Origin of the sequence: Klebsiella sp. G-Nf4, assembly GCF_002810615.1 — a bacterium.
Lineage (GTDB): Bacteria > Pseudomonadota > Gammaproteobacteria > Enterobacterales > Enterobacteriaceae > Klebsiella > Klebsiella variicola.
Genome location: NZ_PION01000002.1, coordinates 194,721 through 209,865 on the forward strand (window position 1 = coordinate 194,721; position 15,145 = coordinate 209,865).

Sequence of the window (15,145 nt, forward strand, 5' to 3'; positions counted from 1 at the left end):
CCGGCACCTCTCTTAACGATGGTCAGCGCGTCAGCCGCAGCTGCTGCAGATTACCGTCCAGCTGGAGGTCGGTCTGCAGGCGGGCCACTTCCCGGCAGGTGAAGGCCATCTCCTGATGCGCGGCCAGTTTTTTGCGCCACTTCTCCGGGACCTCGGCCAGACGGGCGTACAGCCCCTCCAGGTCCTGAAACTCGTTCAACAGCTGGGCGGCGCTTTTGGGACCAATGCCCGCTACGCCCGGCACCTTCGAGCTGCTGATCCCCGCCAGCCCCCAGTAATCCGCCAGTTGCTCCGGAGTGACACCGAACTCGCTGGCGATAAAGGGCGCGTCCAGCCAGCGCTTCTGAAAGTAGTCGCGGATGCGGATGGTGGGTGACAGCAACTGACAGTAGCCTTTGTCAGTGGAGACGATGGTGGCCTGATGACCCGCCTGAGCTACCTTCACCGCCAGAGTGGCGGCGAGGTCGTCCGCTTCGCTGCCCGGCGAGGCCCAGCAGCGGATCCCCCGCTGTTCGAAGGCGGCCCGCAGCGCTGGCATCTCGGCCACCAGCGTTTCCGGCATCGGCGCGCGGCCGGCTTTGTACTCCGGCAGGCGCTGGTGGCGCCAGCCGTGGGCGCGATCTTCATCATCAAACACCGCCACCGCGTGGGTGGGCTGACTGTGGACGATCAGCTGCTCCAGCGCATGCAGGCAGGTATCGACGCAGGGCGAACCCTGCACCGCATGGATGCGGCGGATCAGATTTAACGCGTCGACGATTAACAGATGAACAGCCACAGATACCCCCTTATTCTCAGCGTCTTTAGGGTAACATCGCCATCGGATCGAGGCTATCTGCGCCTGAACAATCAGGAAGATAACGCGCAAATTTCGCTAACTGACCGCCATCATCGGACTGACGATACCGGGCGCGGGTTCGCCGTACCACACCGCTTCGCGCACCGAAACCGGTTTGGCGATAAGCCCAAGGGCGTAAAAGCGATCGGCAATAGTCTGCTGGGCGCGGATCACTGACAGATCCATCGGCCTTGGGCGATGGCTGCGGCGGGCGAGAGCCATGCTCAGTGACCGGGCGTCAATCCCCAGCTCTGCCGAGAGTAAGCGGGCCGCTTCGCCACGATGTGAGTCGATAAACTGCCCGGTGTGGGTCAGCTCCGTCAGCAGACGGCGCATGATATCGCCATGCTGAGCGAGGTAGTCCCGTCGCGAAAGATAAAACTGATGGTTGTTGACCCGTCCTTCGCCGCTGGCGACCACCCGCAGCTCGCCGGTGTGCTCGGCGTCGCTGAGCAGCGGGTCCCACATCATCCAGGCGTCAACCGCCAGGTAGTCGCTGGCGGTCAGCGGGTATTTCGGCGGGGTATAGACCACCCGCACGTCGTTCAGCCCCAGCCCGGCGTCTTCGAGGATCTGCAGCAGCAGCCAGTGGACATTCGACCCCTTATTGAGGGCGATGCGTTTGCCGCGCAGATCGCTGAGCTGGCGAATGTCGCTCTCCTGCGGGACGACCATCGCCACGCTGCGCGGCGCCGGCGGCTCCCATGCGACGTACATCAGTTCGCTATTGCTGGCCTGGGCAAACACCGGCGGCGCTTCCCCGGTGGTGCCGAAGTCGATCTCGTTGCAGGCGAGGGCGTGGAGGAGCTGCGGTCCGGCAGGAAACTCACTCCACAGCACGTTGACGCCGAGGCTGGCGAAGGCGGTTTCCAGACTCTGGCGGGCTTTCAGGATCCCGAGGCTGCCGAAGCGCTGGTAGCCAATGCGCAGTTCGCGATCGGCCCCGACCTCGCTGGCGAACGCCCGCGGCGGCGCAGGCGGGCGGCGGCGGCTTTTGATCAGCCCGAGGTTGGCAAGCTGGGTGCGCAAGGTATGCCGACTGATCCCCAACAGCGCGGCCGCCTGGCTCTGGTTATCATCGCAATGCACCATGGCGTGGCGAATCAGGGCGCTGGTGACTCGCTGCCACAGCGGCTCGCCGGGAAGCGCCAGCTGGTGGCGAATAAAGTCATCCAGTTCATGGTCGTTCGCTGGCGACGGGGCGTCGTTGAGCGTCGCCAGGCGCAGCTGGGCAGGACTGATCTCCTCTTCTTTACTGAGCAGTACTGCGTTATGCAGGGTGTTTTCCAGCTCGCGAATATTGCCCGGCCACGAATAGTCCATCAGCCGGGCCAGTGATTCCGGCGCCAGACGCAGGGTTGGCCGCCCGAGGCGCCGGGCGTAGAGTGATAAAAAGTGGTGCGCCAGCAGCGGGATATCCTGCCGACGCTGGCGCAGCGGCGGCAGCGGCACCACCGCGATATTCAGCCGATAGTAGAGATCCTCGCGAAAGCGGCGCTCACGGATCGCCTGGGCCAGGTCAACGTGGGTGGCGGCAATCACCCGGACATTCACTTTAATCGCTTTGCGTGAGCCGACGCGGGTAATTTCACGCTCCTGCAGCACCCGCAGCAGCTTGACCTGCAGCGGCAAGCTTAATTCGCCGATCTCGTCCAGCAGCAGCGTCCCCCCTTCCGCGGCTTCAAACCAGCCGGGCTGCCCCTGCTGTGCGCCGGTGAAGGCGCCTTTCTCATGGCCGAACAGCTCGGCTTCGGCGAGGCTCTCGGTCAGCGCGCCGCAGTTGACCGCCAGAAACGGTTGCTGGCGACGGGCGCTGTGATGATGGAGATAGCGCGCCACCACCTCCTTGCCGGTGCCGGTTTCGCCCACGATCAGCACGGTCGCCTCCGTTGGCGCGAGCTTGTCCAGCAGGCTCTGGAAAGCCTTCGACGCCGGGTCGATCAGCGCAGGAGCGGTGGAAGGGGATTCTGGGTTCAGCATAGCGGGCCTCCGATCATTGACGCTCTGAACTTATCCTGCGGCGGCAGCGGAAACCAGAGGGGGAAGGCCAGCGGCTGTTGCAAATGCGCCAGCGGATGCGCGGCGGCTGCGTGATTTGCAACAGCGTGGCGCGGCGAAGCTGTTTTCAGTGCCTTGATTTTAAAAGATTAATTTTTCATTCACCATTGGCATGATTATCGCTAACACTCATATAACCAAATTAAAACATCTCTTCGATAAATATCGGATATGGTTATATAGGAAATAGATAATGACGCAGCAAGCTCCCGACAAGATCAATGTCTTCTGGTTCTTACCGACTCATGGCGATGGCCGCTATCTGGGTACCACCGAGGGTGGACGCCCGGTCGATTTACCTTATCTGCAGCAGGTGGCGCTGGCGGCCGACAGCCTGGGCTACTACGGCGTGCTGATCCCCACCGGTAAAAGCTGTGAAGATTCGTGGCTGGTGGCCTCGGCGCTGGCGCCGTTGACCCGCCGTCTGCGCTATCTGGTGGCGGTCAGGCCGGGCCTGCAGCCGCCAACCCTGGCGGCGCGGATGGCGGCCACCCTCGACCGTTTATCGGAAGGTCGGCTGCTGATCAACGTCGTCACCGGCGGCGACCCGGTGGAAAACAAAGGCGACGGTATCTTCCTCAGCCACAGCGAGCGCTATCAGGTGACCCGCGAATTTCTTGATGTTTACACTCGCCTGCTGCGCGGGGAAAAAGTGGATTATCACGGCGAGCATATTCACGTGGAAGGCGCTGAAGTGCTGTTCCCGCCGGTGCAGGAGAATGGCCCGCCGCTCTATTTCGGCGGCTCTTCTGATGCGGCCATTGATGTGGCGGCCGAGCAGATCGACAGCTATCTGACGTGGGGCGAACCCCCGGAACTGGTGGCGGAGAAGCTGGCGGTGGTGCGCGAGCGCGCCGCGGCCCGCGGACGCACCCTGCAGTATGGCATTCGTCTGCACGTCATTGTGCGCGAAACGGAAGAAGAGGCATGGGCCGCCGCCGACCGGCTGATCGCCCATCTTGACGACGATACCATCGCCCAGGCGCAAAAGATCTTCGCCCGCATGGACTCGGCCGGCCAGGCGCGGATGAGCGCCCTGCATCAGGGATCGCGCGATAATTTGCGCATTGCGCCCAATTTGTGGGCCGGCGTCGGGCTGGTGCGCGGTGGCGCGGGTACCGCGCTGGTGGGTAATCCACAACAGGTGGCGGAACGCATCCGCGAATATCAGGCGCTCGGCATCAGTAACTTTATCTTTTCCGGCTACCCGCATCTGGAAGAAGCGCACCGCTTTGCTGAGCTGGTGATGCCTCTGTTGCCGCTGGAAAACGCGGCCTCGTCGAAGGCGCGTAGCGTGAACACCGGTCCGTTTGGCGAAACCATCGGCGGCGATAAGCGCCCGGTGCGCCAGGTCAGCGCCAGCTAATGGCCCGGAGCGCGACCATGAGACAGCATACCGGAGGAGGGCAGCGATGAGTGCAGAACCGCATATCGTGATTATCGGCGGCGGCTTTAGCGGCGCGGCGGTGGCGATTGAGCTGCTGCGCCTGGCGCCGAACGGGGTGCGCGTGACGCTGCTGGAGCCGCGCCAGTCCCCCGGGGCCGGGGTGGCCTACTCCACTGCGGAGCCGACGCACCGGATTAACGTCCCGGCCGCTCGCATGCAGCTGGCCGGCGACGAAGAGGGTGCCTTCGATCATTGGTACCGCCATCAGCCTGCCTTTGCCGTCGATGTGCAGGCGCTGCGCCCGGACGGTTCCGTCTACCCTCAGCGCGGCCAGTTTGGTCGCTATGTGGCACAGCGTTTTGCCGACGCCGCGGTAGCCAGCGGCGGACGGCTTCGCCACCTGCGCGACCGGGCGCTCGCTTTTCATCAGGGGACGGTGACCACCGACGGCGGCCTGCAGCTTAAGGCCGATCTGCTGGTGCTGGCGATCAGTCATCCACCGCCTTCGCTGCCGCCGCAGGCCGAAGCCTGGCGTCATCATCCGGCGCTGATTGCCAACCCGTGGCAGCCCGGCGCGCTCGATGCCATCGCCCCGCACGCCCGGGTGGCGGTGATGGGCACCGGATTAACCATGGCCGATACGGTCGCGACGCTGGACCGGCTGGGCCACCGCGGCAGTATCATCGCCTTTTCGCGCCATGGCCTGCTGTCTCGCGGCAACCTTAGCGGCGCAGGGACAACCTGGCCCGGCGACTATCAGCAGGGCAACCTGCGTCAGCGCCTGCGTCAGATCCGCCTCGACGTCGCGTATGCGGCGCAGCAGGGCCTGAGCTGGCAGGTGGTGCTGGATGCGGTTCGTCAGCAGGGGCAGCGGATCTGGCAGGCGCTCAGCGTCGCCGATCGCCAGCGTTTTCTGCGCCATCTGCGCCATTACTGGGATGTCCACCGCTACCGCGTGGCGCCGCAGGTCGCCGAGGTGCTGGAGGCGCGCCAGCGCACGGGCAGTCTGCAGGTGCAGGCGGCCAGGCTACTGTCGATAAGCGGTGAAGGCGAAACGCTGCGACTGACGCTGGCGCGGCGCGGCGGCGGCGGTGTGCAAACGCTGAGCGTCGATCACCTGATCCTGACGACCGGACCCGCACACCGCGCCCTGACCGACAGCCAGCCATTTTTACAGGACCTCGCCCGCCGCGGCCTGATTCGCGCCGATGCCCTCGGCATGGGCCTGGAGGTGGACAGCCGTTCCCGGGCAGTGGCTGAGCCGCACGTTGAGGCGCTGCCAGTGCTGGTGGCCGGTCCGGCCGCCCGCGGGCGTTTTGGCGAACTGATGGGCCTGCCGCAGGTAGCCGACCATGCCGCTGACGTGGCGGCGCAAGCGTTACTCACGCTCGGGATCCCCCAGGACTCCCGATGTCCTGCGTACTGAATACCTCCCTTTATTTTCCCTGATTCATTTTGCCGCGTGCGCCCCGGCGACGGGCCGCGCTATGGAGATTGCTATGTCATCACAACGTGAAATTCGTCTTAACGCTTTCGATATGAACTGCGTCGGCCATCAGTCGCCGGGCCTGTGGGCGCATCCCCGGGATCGCTCCTGGCAGTATAAAGATCTGGAGTACTGGGTGGATCTGGCGCGGCTGCTGGAGCGCGGCAAGTTCGACGGGCTGTTTATCGCCGACGTGCTGGGGATCTATGACGTACTGAACGGCAGCGGCGACGCGGCGATCCGCCAGGCGACGCAGGTTCCTGTCAACGATCCGCTGGCACTGATCACCCCGATGGCGCTGGTGACGGAGCATCTGGGCTTCGGCCTGACCGCCTCGCTGTCGTTTGAGCATCCTTACCCCTTCGCTCGTCGTCTGTCGACGCTCGATCATCTGACCAAAGGGCGGGTGGGCTGGAATATCGTCACCTCCTATCTGGAGAGCGGGGCGCGCAATATCGGCCAGCAGACTCAGACCGATCATGACACCCGCTATGACTATGCCGATGAGTATTTGCAGGTGATCTACAAACTGCTGGAGGGAAGCTGGGAGGACGGGGCGGTGCTGCGCGACAGAGAGCGGAAGATCTTCAGCGATCCGCGGAAAATCCATCCCATTAACCATCAGGGACAGTTCTTTTCCGTGCCGGGGATCCACCTCTGCGAGCCATCCCCGCAGCGCACGCCGGTGCTGTATCAGGCGGGGGCGTCCAGCCGCGGCAAACAGTTCGCCGCCGGCCATGCCGAATGCGTCTTCGTCGCAGCGCCGTCGAAGGTGCTGCTGAAGAAGACGGTGGCGGATATTCGCCGCCGGGCAGCTGAAGCGGGGCGAGATCCGCACAGCATCCTGATCTTCAACCTGCAGACGGTGATTGTCGGCGACACCGACCGCGAGGCGCAGGCGAAGTGGCAGGAATATAAGCAGTACGTCAGCTATGAAGGCGCGCTGGCGCTGCTCTCCGGCTGGACGGGGATCGATTTCGGCCAGTATCAGCCGGATCAGGTGCTGAAGTATCTGCACACCAACGCCATTCAGTCGGCGGTGGAGGCCTTTTCGACCGCTGATCCGAACCGCCAGTGGACGGTGCAGGCCCTGGCCGATTGGGCGGGGATCGGCGGCTTCGGTCCGCTGGTGGTTGGCAGCGCGCAAACCGTGGCGGACGAACTGCAGTCCTGGGTCGAAGAGACGGACGTCGATGGCTTTAACCTCGCCTATGCCGTCACTCACGAAACCTTCCGCGACGTCGTCGAGCTGCTGGTGCCTGAGCTGCAAAAGCGCGGCGTCTTTAAGCAGGAGTACCGCGAGGGGACCCTGCGCGAAAAACTGTTCGGCGCCGGCCCGCGTCTGGCCGCGCCTCACCCGGGCGCCAGCTACCGCCGCGATGCGCGCACGGCGGCATCGGTAGAGGAGAAGGTGACATGATCGCTATCGATGACCTGCATAAAAGTTACCGCACGGCGGATGGCCGGCTCAGCGCGGTGCTGAAAGGGCTGTCGCTGCAGGTGCCTGAGCGCTCCATCACCGCGGTGGTGGGGCCGAGCGGCGCCGGTAAATCAACCCTGGCGCGCTGCATCAGCCTGCTGGAGCAACCGGACAGCGGCAGCATTCGTATCAATGGCCAGGATCTGTCGGCGCTGTCCGGCGAGGCGCTGCGCCGGGAACGGCGGGCGATTGGCACCGTTTTCCAGTCTTCGGCGCTGCTGAGCCGCAGGACCGCCTGGGAGAATGTCGCCCTGCCGCTGGCGTGGCTGGGTGTGGTGGAGCGCGATATCAAGGCGCGGGTTGGCGAGCTGCTGGAGAGCGTCGGTCTGAGCCACAAAGCGGATGCCTGGCCGGCCCAGCTCTCAGGCGGCCAGCGCCAGCGGATCGGCATTGCCCGCGCGCTGGCGCTGCGCCCGTCCGTTCTGCTGGCGGATGAAGCCACCTCCGGCCTCGATCCTCAGGCCACGGCCTCGGTGCTGGCTTTGCTCAAGCGGCTGCGTGACGAGTACCAGCTGGCGATCGTCCTGATCACCCATGAAATGGACGCGGTGCGCACGGCGGCGGATGCGGTAGCGGAGATCCGCGACGGGACGATCGTCCAGTACGGGCGGATCGAAGATCTGCTGGCGCGTCCCGATTCTCTGCTCGGCCAGCAGCTGTTGCCGCTGACGCCGGCGGCAGCGGCCCACAGCGATCTGCTGTTGCGTCTGAGTTACCGCTGGGATGTGCCGGTGGCCACCGACTGGATCAGCCGCCTGAGCCAGCAGTGGGCGCTGCAGATCGATCTCCTTGGCGGTCACGTCGAGGTGATCAATGGTCGGCTGGCCGGTCGCCTGCAGGCCGGAGTGCGCTTTCAGGGCGAACGCCTGTCGCCCGCGCGACTGCAGGGTCTGCTGGCGCAGCTCGGCATTACGGCGGAGATCCTCGACAGCGCGCCATTGCTCAGGGAGGCGGTATGAAACCGACAGTCATCAGCCAGGATACCCCCTGGGGCGAAATCCCTTCGCTGCTGCTCCCCGCTTATGGCGAAACCTGGCTGATGGTGGCCATTGTGATGCTGTTTGTCGTCACGCTGGGAGGGCTGGTGGGGGTGGTGTTGTTTAACGCCTCGCCGCGGGGGTTATTTCCGCACGCGCTGCTGTACCGGCTGCTGAACTGGGTGGTCAATATGGGACGTTCGCTGCCATTTCTGGTGCTGATGGCCGCCATTATCCCGTTCACATACTGGCTGACCGGCACCACGATTGGCATCCCCGCCGCGGTGGTGCCGATGATCGCCGCCGGCGTCCCGTTCTTTGGCCGTCTGGTGGAGAACGCGCTGCGCGAGTTGCCGGCGGAGGTCACCGCAGTGGGCGTCGTCTGCGGCGGGTCGCGCTGGCAAATCATTGCCAGCGCGCAGCTCAGTGAAGCCTTGCCCGCGCTGGTGGCGGCGGTGACGCTAAACCTGGTCTCGATGATTGAGTATTCGGCTATCGCCGGGACCATCGGCGCTGGCGGCATCGGTTACCTGGCCGTGGTGTACGGCTATCAGCGCTTCGACAACCACATCATGATCGCGACGATCGTTGCCCTGATCGCCACGATCCAGTTGATTCAATTTTTGGGTGACCGTCTGGTCAACCGTTTACGCCACACGCAGGGGAACCTTGTATGACAACAGAGCAATTTGAGTTACGTAAAGCGCGGCGCTGGCCCTGGCTGGCGGCGCTGGCGGTGATTATCCTGCTCGCCATCGCCTTCTGGTGGTGGCGGGGACATTCCCAAAGCCAGCAGGTGGTCTTCGGCAGCACGTTAAAAATTCACTACGAGCCGGCGATGGCTGGAGAGCAGCGGATCATTGAGTATATTAATCAGCATATTGCGCCCGATTACGGTCTGAAACTGGAGGCGGTGGGAGTGCAGGATCCGGTCCAGGCTGACCGCGCGGTAGCGGAAGGACAGTATGCCGGGACGATCTATCAGCATCAGTGGTGGCTTAAACAGGTGGTGGACGCTAACGGCTTTGCGCTGTCGACCACGGTGCCGGTGTTCCAGTGGGCGTTCGGCATCTATTCCGACCGCTACTCGTCGGTACAGGCGTTACCCAACGGCGCGACCATCGTCGTGCCTGACGATGGCGCCAATCAGGGGCAGGCTCTGTGGCTGCTCCAGCGCATTGGGTTGATCTCGCTCGACCCGGCGGTGGAGCCGCGCACGGCGAAGCTGAAAAATATTGTCGGTAACCCGCATCAGTTTGTCTTTAAAGAGCTGGATCTGCTGACCATGCCGCGGGCGTTAAATTCGGTGGATGCCGCCATCGGCTATGTCTCGCAATTTGACGCCGGGAAAGTCCCGCGGGAGAAAGGCATATTATTCCCGCCGGCGCCGCGCACCTTTGCTTCGCAATTAGTGATTGGTACGCCGTATTTATCGCAGGAAAATATCGTCAAATTAAAACAGGCTTTTTCTGACCCACGGATCCAGACGTGGTTAAAAACCACCGATGACCCGCTGGTAAAAGACGTATTAGTTCCGGTGTCCACGGAATAAGCATCCTGCACGACGTCTATTTTCGTTGTTATTTATTTCCCTTGAGGATGCGCGAAAGCGCGTCCTTTTTGTGCCGGTAATATTTATTAACTTATTGATTATATTGATTTTTATATAATGATTTGTTGTTTTGATTCTCGCCGCGCGCGGTCTATAACCGCTAATGACCTGCACAAAATAATAAGGTGAAAAAATGAGTACATTTCCAGTGGATAATCCCGGTATCGCTTCGGTACCGGTCAGTAGCGTCGGGGATGTGGCGCGGCTAATTAATTCCGGCAAGGAACAAGCGAAATATGCGCGGATGATTGTCTTCCTCGCGCTGGGGGGCGTCTTTCTCGACGCGTATGACTTAACCACGCTCTCCTACGGTATTGATGACGTTGTGCGTGAATTCCAGCTCTCACCGCTGCTGACCGGCCTGGTGACCTCTTCCATTATGGTCGGGACCATCGTCGGCAATATTATCGGCGGCTGGCTGACCGATAAATATGGTCGCTATTCGGTCTTTATGGCCGATATGTTCTTTTTCGTGATTTCGGCTATCGCCGCCGGGCTGGCGCCGAACGTCTGGGTGTTGATTGGCGCCCGCTTCCTGATGGGCATCGGCGTCGGCATCGACCTGCCAGTGGCGATGTCCTATCTGGCCGAGTTTTCCCGCTTTGCCGGCAAAGGCAACAAAGCGGCTCGTCTCGCGGCGTGGTGCCCGATGTGGTACGCCGCCTCAACCGTCTGCTTTCTCATTATCTTCGGCCTCTATTTCCTGCTGCCGCAGGAGCATCTTGACTGGCTGTGGCGCGCCTCCCTGCTGTTCGGCGCCGTGCCGGCACTGTTGATTATTGCCGTCCGCAGTCGGTTTATGAACGAATCCCCGCTGTGGGCGGCGAACCAGGGCGATCTGACCTCTGCGGTGCGTATTTTACGCGATTCCTGGGGGATCCATGCCCATGAGGTCCCGGCGGCGAAACCCGCGCCAGCGCCGAAAGTGAGCTTCCGCGTGCTGTTCGAAAAACCCTACCGTGAGCGGACTATCGTCGCCGGGGTGATGAATATCTGTATCTCCTTCGAGTACACGGCGATTGCCTTTTTCCTGCCGTCAATTCTTGCCCAGTTCCTCGGGGCTGGCGTCTTCGAAACTATTTCGGCATCGCTGGGGCTGAACGCCCTGTTTGCTTTTACCGGCGGGCTGCTCGGTATGCATCTGGCGTGGAAATATCCTTCGCGTCATGTGGCGATAGCCGGCTTCGCCCTGCAGTTTGTGGCGCTGATTGTGCTGGCGCTGGTGGGGCAACCGCACGCGACGGCAGGCATCGTGCTGGCCATCGCGATGCTGGGGCTGTGGCTGTTCGCCGAAGGGTTTGGCCCGGGTGCGCAGCTGATGATCTACCCGGCGCTCTCCTATCCTACTGCCATTCGCGCCACCGGGGTCGGTTTCAGCCGGGCGCTCTCCGGGATCGGCAGCGCGCTGGCGCTGTTTATTCTGCCGCTGCTGCAGGCCTCGCTCGGCACGCAGATGTTCTGGGTGGTCTCGCTTGCCGCCATTATTCCCATTTTCTTCCTGCTGGCGGTCCGTCATGAACCGACGCGAGAAGATATCGACGCAATCCATGAATAAGGAACTGACAATGACCTTGCTCTCCACAGGCACCGATTATGACGCACTGGCGGCCACCTTCCGCCCGATATTCACCCGTATCGCCCAGGGCGCCGCGGAGCGCGAACAGCAGCGCACTCTGCCCGATGAGCCGATCCGCTGGCTGAAGGAAGCGGGCTTCGGCACGCTGCGTATCCCGCGCGAGAAGGGCGGCTGGGGCGCTTCGCTGCCGCAGCTCAGCGCGCTACTGATCGAGCTGGCGCAAGCGGACTCTAACCTGCCGCAGGCCCTGCGCGCGCACTTTGCCTTTGTGGAAGATCAACTGAATCAGCCGGATTCCGCCGGGCGCGACCGCTGGTTTCGTCGCTTCCTCGACGGTGAGCTGGTGGGCAGCGGCTGGACGGAGATCGGCGCGGTGAAGCTGGGAGAGGTGAACACCAGGGTGACGCCGACAGAGGGCGGCTGGCGACTCGACGGCGAGAAGTTTTACAGCACCGGCGCGTTATACGCCGACTGGATCGATGTGTTTGCCCGGCGCAGTGATACCGCCGGCGACGTGATTGCCCTGGTCAGTACCCAGCAGACCGGCGTGGTGCGGGAAGATGACTGGGATGGCTTTGGCCAGCGGTTGACCGGCAGCGGAACCACCCGCTTTACCGGCGCCAGGGTGGAAACCGAACATGTTTATGATTTTGCCCAGCGCTTTCGCTATCAGACCGCTTTCTACCAGCATGTACTGCTGGCGACCCTCGCGGGCATTGGCCTGGCGGTTGAGCGGGATGCCGCGCAGGGCGTCAAACATCGCTCCCGGATGTACAGCCACGGCAACGCCGCCGTGCCGCGCGATGACGTTCAGGTTCTGCAGGTCGTTGGGCAGATCAGCAGCTGGGCATGGGCGACCCGGGCCGCGGTCCTGCAGGCCGCGGAATCGCTGCAGCAGGCCTATGTGGCGCACGTCAGCGACGACGAAGCGCTGATCGCCCGGCGTAACCAGTTGGCGGAAGTGGAAGCGGCGCAGGCGCAGGTGATCGCCAGCGACTGGATCCCGCGGGCGGCGACGGAGCTGTTTAATGCCCTCGGGGCGTCGGATACGCGAACTCGCCTTGCGCTGGATCGCCACTGGCGCAATGCGCGGACGGTCGCCTCGCATAATCCAGTGATTTATAAGGCACGTAATATCGGTAACTGGCTGGTGAACGGTGAAGCGCCCACCTTTATCTGGCAGATAGGCAATGGTGAGAAAACGGCGGGGTAAGCCTGTCGGCGACGGGAGGCGCAGTGCTTCCCGTCGTCAGGAAAATCAAGGTTTATCCAGCGACCAGGTGGCGCTGCGCACGTCGACTTTCACCGGCAGCAGGCCGATGCGCGTAAAGGTATCCGCCAGCGCCTGCTGTTCGTTATACACCGCCGGCGTCATGCGTTCGGCACCGTAGGGCAGGCGGGCCAGGGTCTTCAGCCAGATGGCTTTATCCAGCCCGGTTGAGGTCGACAGCAGCCCGGCGGCTTCGTCCTGATGGCTGTTCGCCCACGCGCTGAGTTTGCCTAGCTCATCGACCACCTGCTTTGCCGTCTCCGGATAGGTATCCGCAAACTTACGGCTGGCGAGATAGAAGGTGTAGTGCGGCACCAGCCCCTCGGCATTGCGGATCTGTCGGGCTTTCGCGTTGGTTTCCACTTCTGCGAGGAACGGATCCCAGATCACCCACGCATCAATCGCCCCGCGCTGGAAAGCGGCGCGGGCGTCCGCCGGCGGCAGATAGACCGGGGTGATGTCTTTATAGCTGAGGCCCGCTTTTTCCAGTGCGGCAACCAGCAGGTAGTTGACGTCAGACCCCTTGTTCAATCCCACGCGCTTGCCTTTCAAATCGGCCACGCTGTGGATTGCCGACTGTTCAGGCACCACAATCGCTTCCGTTTTCGGGTTAGCGGGGGAGTGGGCAAGGTAGACCAGATCGGCTTGCGCCGCCTGGGCAAAGGCCGGAGGCGCATCGCCGGTCGCGGCCAGATCGATGCTACCGACGTTCAGCCCCTCCAGCATTTGCGGTCCGGCGGGGAATTCGACCCAGCGTACGGCAATGCCCTGTTTTTTCAGGCTCTCATCCAGCGTGCCGCGATACTTCAGCAGCGCGAAGATATTCGCTTTTTGATAACCGATGTTGACGGTTTCCGGCGCTTTGGCCAGCGCGGAGGTAGAGAGGGCGGCGAGGACCAGCAGCCATGCGGGGCGGAATCGGTTGGACATTGTCTGTTCTCCTTAGCGGTTTTGCGTAAGGTAACAAACAGCGCTTATAACCATTAAATAACTAAAATTTTATTGATATAACAAAAAGAGTTATTCAGGACGATGACCCGACACGCCGAGGCGTGCCGGGTCGGGGGATTAATCGCAGGAGACGATCTTCATTGCCAGGCCACCGCGAGAGGTTTCCCGGTACTTGGCGTTCATGTCTTTACCGGTTTCGTACATGGTCTCGATCACTTTATCGAGGCAGACGCGCGGCTCGCTGGTCCGGCGCAGCGCCATTCGCGCGGCGTTGACCGCTTTCACGGCGGCGATAGCGTTGCGTTCGATACACGGCACCTGCACCTGGCCGGCAACCGGGTCGCAGGTCAGGCCGAGGTTATGCTCCATGGCGATTTCTGCCGCGATGCACACCTGACCCGGGCTGCCGCCCAGCAGTTCTGCCAGACCGGCTGCCGCCATCGAGCAGGCGACGCCCACTTCGCCCTGGCAGCCGACTTCAGCGCCGGAGATGGAGGCGTTCATCTTATACAGCGAACCAATCGCGCTGGCGACCAGCATATAGCGGGCCAGGGAGTTGCTGTTCACCTTGCGGATAAACTTGTCGTAGTAGGCCAGCACCGCCGGCACGATACCGCAGGCGCCGTTGGTTGGCGCGGTAACGACCCGGCCGCCGGCGGCGTTCTCTCCGTTCACCGCCAGGGCGAACATATTAATCCAGTCCACCACCGCCATCGGATCGCTGTTGGTGGTGTCCTGGCTCACCAGCATGCGGCGCAGCGCGGCGGCCCGGCGCGGGACGCGCAGTTTGCCCGGCAGGACGCCTTCGGTGGTGATGCCGCGCTCGATACCGGCGCTCATCACTTCCCACACCGCGGCAAAGTGTTGCTCCAGCGCTTCTTTACTGTGCAGCGCCAGTTCGTTCTGCATCATCAGGCCGGAGAGCGACAGCCCGGTTTCACGGCAGTGACGCTGCAGGTCGGCGGCGTTTTTATAGGGGTAAGGGACGGCAACCGGCGCGTCGGTGGTCTGGCCGAAGTGCGCTTCATCAACGATGAAGCCGCCGCCGATGGAGTAATACGTCTGGCTGTAGAGCACCTTGTCACCGGCCAGGGCGGTGATGCGCATACCGTTTTCATGCAGCGACAGATTGTCGGCATGGAAATTCATGCACTGATCGACCGGGAAGTCCACTTCGTGCTGACCGTTGGCCAGCATCAGGCGGCCGTGGGTGTTAACGTCCTGAATAAAGCCTGCAATGGCGTCGATGTCGACGGTATCCGGCAGGTTGCCGGCGAGGCCCATGATAATCGCGATATCGGTATGGTGGCCTTTACCGGTCAGGGAGAGGGAGCCGTAGACGTCGACGACGACTTTGCTGACGTCGGCCAGCAGGCCGCGTGCAATCAGATCGTCAGTAAATTGTTTGCCCGCTTTCATCGGTCCAACGGTATGGGAGCTGGAAGGGCCAATGCCGATTTTAAAGATATCGAATACGCTGATCATATGTATTCCCGTGCTGTCGGAAAGC

At 62.5% G+C, this 15,145-nt stretch carries 13 protein-coding genes; 9 read left to right on the top strand and 4 right to left on the bottom strand.

What is annotated here, in order from left to right; all coding sequences use genetic code 11:
- Positions 1–22: 22 nt before the first annotated feature.
- Positions 23–778, bottom strand: a complete 756-nt coding sequence (xni, locus tag CWM57_RS07070; RefSeq protein WP_004142871.1) for a flap endonuclease Xni — start codon at positions 776–778, stop codon at positions 23–25.
- Between the two features lie 96 nt (positions 779–874).
- Positions 875–2,818, bottom strand: a complete 1,944-nt coding sequence (locus CWM57_RS07075) for a sigma-54-dependent Fis family transcriptional regulator (protein WP_074387722.1) — start codon at positions 2,816–2,818, stop codon at positions 875–877.
- A 77-nt stretch (positions 2,819–2,895) separates the two neighbouring features.
- Between CWM57_RS07075 and CWM57_RS27480 the strand changes: the two genes are divergently transcribed.
- The 9 genes from CWM57_RS27480 to CWM57_RS07120 all read left to right on the top strand — a co-directional run bounded on the left by CWM57_RS27480 (position 2,896) and on the right by CWM57_RS07120 (position 12,627).
- Entirely contained in the window at positions 2,896–3,012 is a 117-nt protein-coding gene (locus CWM57_RS27480) for a hypothetical protein (protein ID WP_165784156.1), read from the top strand.
- A gap of 77 nt (positions 3,013–3,089) precedes the next feature.
- Positions 3,090–4,262, top strand: a complete 1,173-nt coding sequence (gene ssuD / locus CWM57_RS07080; RefSeq protein WP_022065017.1) for an FMNH2-dependent alkanesulfonate monooxygenase — start codon at positions 3,090–3,092, stop codon at positions 4,260–4,262.
- Between the two features lie 46 nt (positions 4,263–4,308).
- The gene (locus CWM57_RS07085) at positions 4,309–5,709 is read left to right on the top strand and encodes an FAD/NAD(P)-binding protein (protein ID WP_100675831.1); all 1,401 of its coding nucleotides are present in this window, start codon (positions 4,309–4,311) and stop codon (positions 5,707–5,709) included.
- A gap of 73 nt (positions 5,710–5,782) precedes the next feature.
- Positions 5,783–7,189, top strand: coding sequence for an LLM class flavin-dependent oxidoreductase (locus CWM57_RS07090; protein WP_004890067.1), 1,407 nt, complete (start codon positions 5,783–5,785; stop codon positions 7,187–7,189).
- Positions 7,186–8,208, top strand: a complete 1,023-nt coding sequence (locus CWM57_RS07095; RefSeq protein ID WP_032733728.1) for a methionine ABC transporter ATP-binding protein — start codon at positions 7,186–7,188, stop codon at positions 8,206–8,208. The genes CWM57_RS07090 and CWM57_RS07095 overlap by 4 nt, the downstream gene beginning before the upstream one ends.
- On the top strand, positions 8,205–8,903 hold the full coding sequence (locus tag CWM57_RS07100) for a methionine ABC transporter permease (protein ID WP_008806263.1): 699 nt from the start codon (positions 8,205–8,207) through the stop codon (positions 8,901–8,903). The genes CWM57_RS07095 and CWM57_RS07100 overlap by 4 nt, the downstream gene beginning before the upstream one ends.
- A complete protein-coding gene (locus tag CWM57_RS07105) occupies positions 8,900–9,778 on the top strand; it encodes a MetQ/NlpA family ABC transporter substrate-binding protein (protein ID WP_100675832.1) in 879 nt (292 codons plus the stop codon). Before CWM57_RS07100 ends, CWM57_RS07105 begins: the two co-directional genes overlap by 4 nt.
- Positions 9,779–9,971: 193 nt before the next feature.
- Positions 9,972–11,393 carry an MFS transporter gene (locus CWM57_RS07115; RefSeq protein ID WP_074387726.1) on the top strand — a complete coding sequence of 474 codons (1,422 nt, stop codon included), beginning with the start codon at positions 9,972–9,974 and terminating at the stop codon, positions 11,391–11,393.
- 10 nt (positions 11,394–11,403) lie between these two features.
- The gene (locus CWM57_RS07120; RefSeq protein ID WP_100675834.1) at positions 11,404–12,627 is read left to right on the top strand and encodes an acyl-CoA dehydrogenase family protein; all 1,224 of its coding nucleotides are present in this window, start codon (positions 11,404–11,406) and stop codon (positions 12,625–12,627) included.
- 45 nt (positions 12,628–12,672) lie between these two features.
- Here the strand turns inward: CWM57_RS07120 and CWM57_RS07125 are convergent, their stop codons facing one another.
- Together CWM57_RS07125 and CWM57_RS07130 are read right to left on the bottom strand one after the other, a co-directional pair.
- Complete coding sequence (locus tag CWM57_RS07125) at positions 12,673–13,614, bottom strand: aliphatic sulfonate ABC transporter substrate-binding protein (protein WP_002915261.1); 942 nt, start codon at positions 13,612–13,614, stop codon at positions 12,673–12,675.
- 138 nt (positions 13,615–13,752) lie between these two features.
- Positions 13,753–15,120 carry an L-serine ammonia-lyase gene (locus CWM57_RS07130; protein WP_100675835.1) on the bottom strand — a complete coding sequence of 456 codons (1,368 nt, stop codon included), beginning with the start codon at positions 15,118–15,120 and terminating at the stop codon, positions 13,753–13,755.
- Positions 15,121–15,145: the final 25 nt, after the last annotated feature.

Excerpts from the sequence above, each read along its gene's own strand:
- CWM57_RS07075 (WP_074387722.1), bottom strand. The coding sequence starts at position 2,818 with ATGCTGAACCCAGAATCCCCTTCCACCGCTCCTGCGCTGATCGACCCG.
- ssuD (WP_022065017.1), top strand. The coding sequence starts at position 3,090 with ATGACGCAGCAAGCTCCCGACAAGATCAATGTCTTCTGGTTCTTACCG.
- CWM57_RS07085 (WP_100675831.1), top strand. The coding sequence starts at position 4,309 with ATGAGTGCAGAACCGCATATCGTGATTATCGGCGGCGGCTTTAGCGGC.
- CWM57_RS07090 (WP_004890067.1), top strand. The coding sequence starts at position 5,783 with ATGTCATCACAACGTGAAATTCGTCTTAACGCTTTCGATATGAACTGC.
- CWM57_RS07095 (WP_032733728.1), top strand. The coding sequence starts at position 7,186 with ATGATCGCTATCGATGACCTGCATAAAAGTTACCGCACGGCGGATGGC.
- CWM57_RS07100 (WP_008806263.1), top strand. The coding sequence starts at position 8,205 with ATGAAACCGACAGTCATCAGCCAGGATACCCCCTGGGGCGAAATCCCT.
- CWM57_RS07105 (WP_100675832.1), top strand. The coding sequence starts at position 8,900 with ATGACAACAGAGCAATTTGAGTTACGTAAAGCGCGGCGCTGGCCCTGG.
- CWM57_RS07115 (WP_074387726.1), top strand. The coding sequence starts at position 9,972 with ATGAGTACATTTCCAGTGGATAATCCCGGTATCGCTTCGGTACCGGTC.
- CWM57_RS07120 (WP_100675834.1), top strand. The coding sequence starts at position 11,404 with ATGACCTTGCTCTCCACAGGCACCGATTATGACGCACTGGCGGCCACC.
- CWM57_RS07125 (WP_002915261.1), bottom strand. The coding sequence starts at position 13,614 with ATGTCCAACCGATTCCGCCCCGCATGGCTGCTGGTCCTCGCCGCCCTC.
- CWM57_RS07130 (WP_100675835.1), bottom strand. The coding sequence starts at position 15,120 with ATGATCAGCGTATTCGATATCTTTAAAATCGGCATTGGCCCTTCCAGC.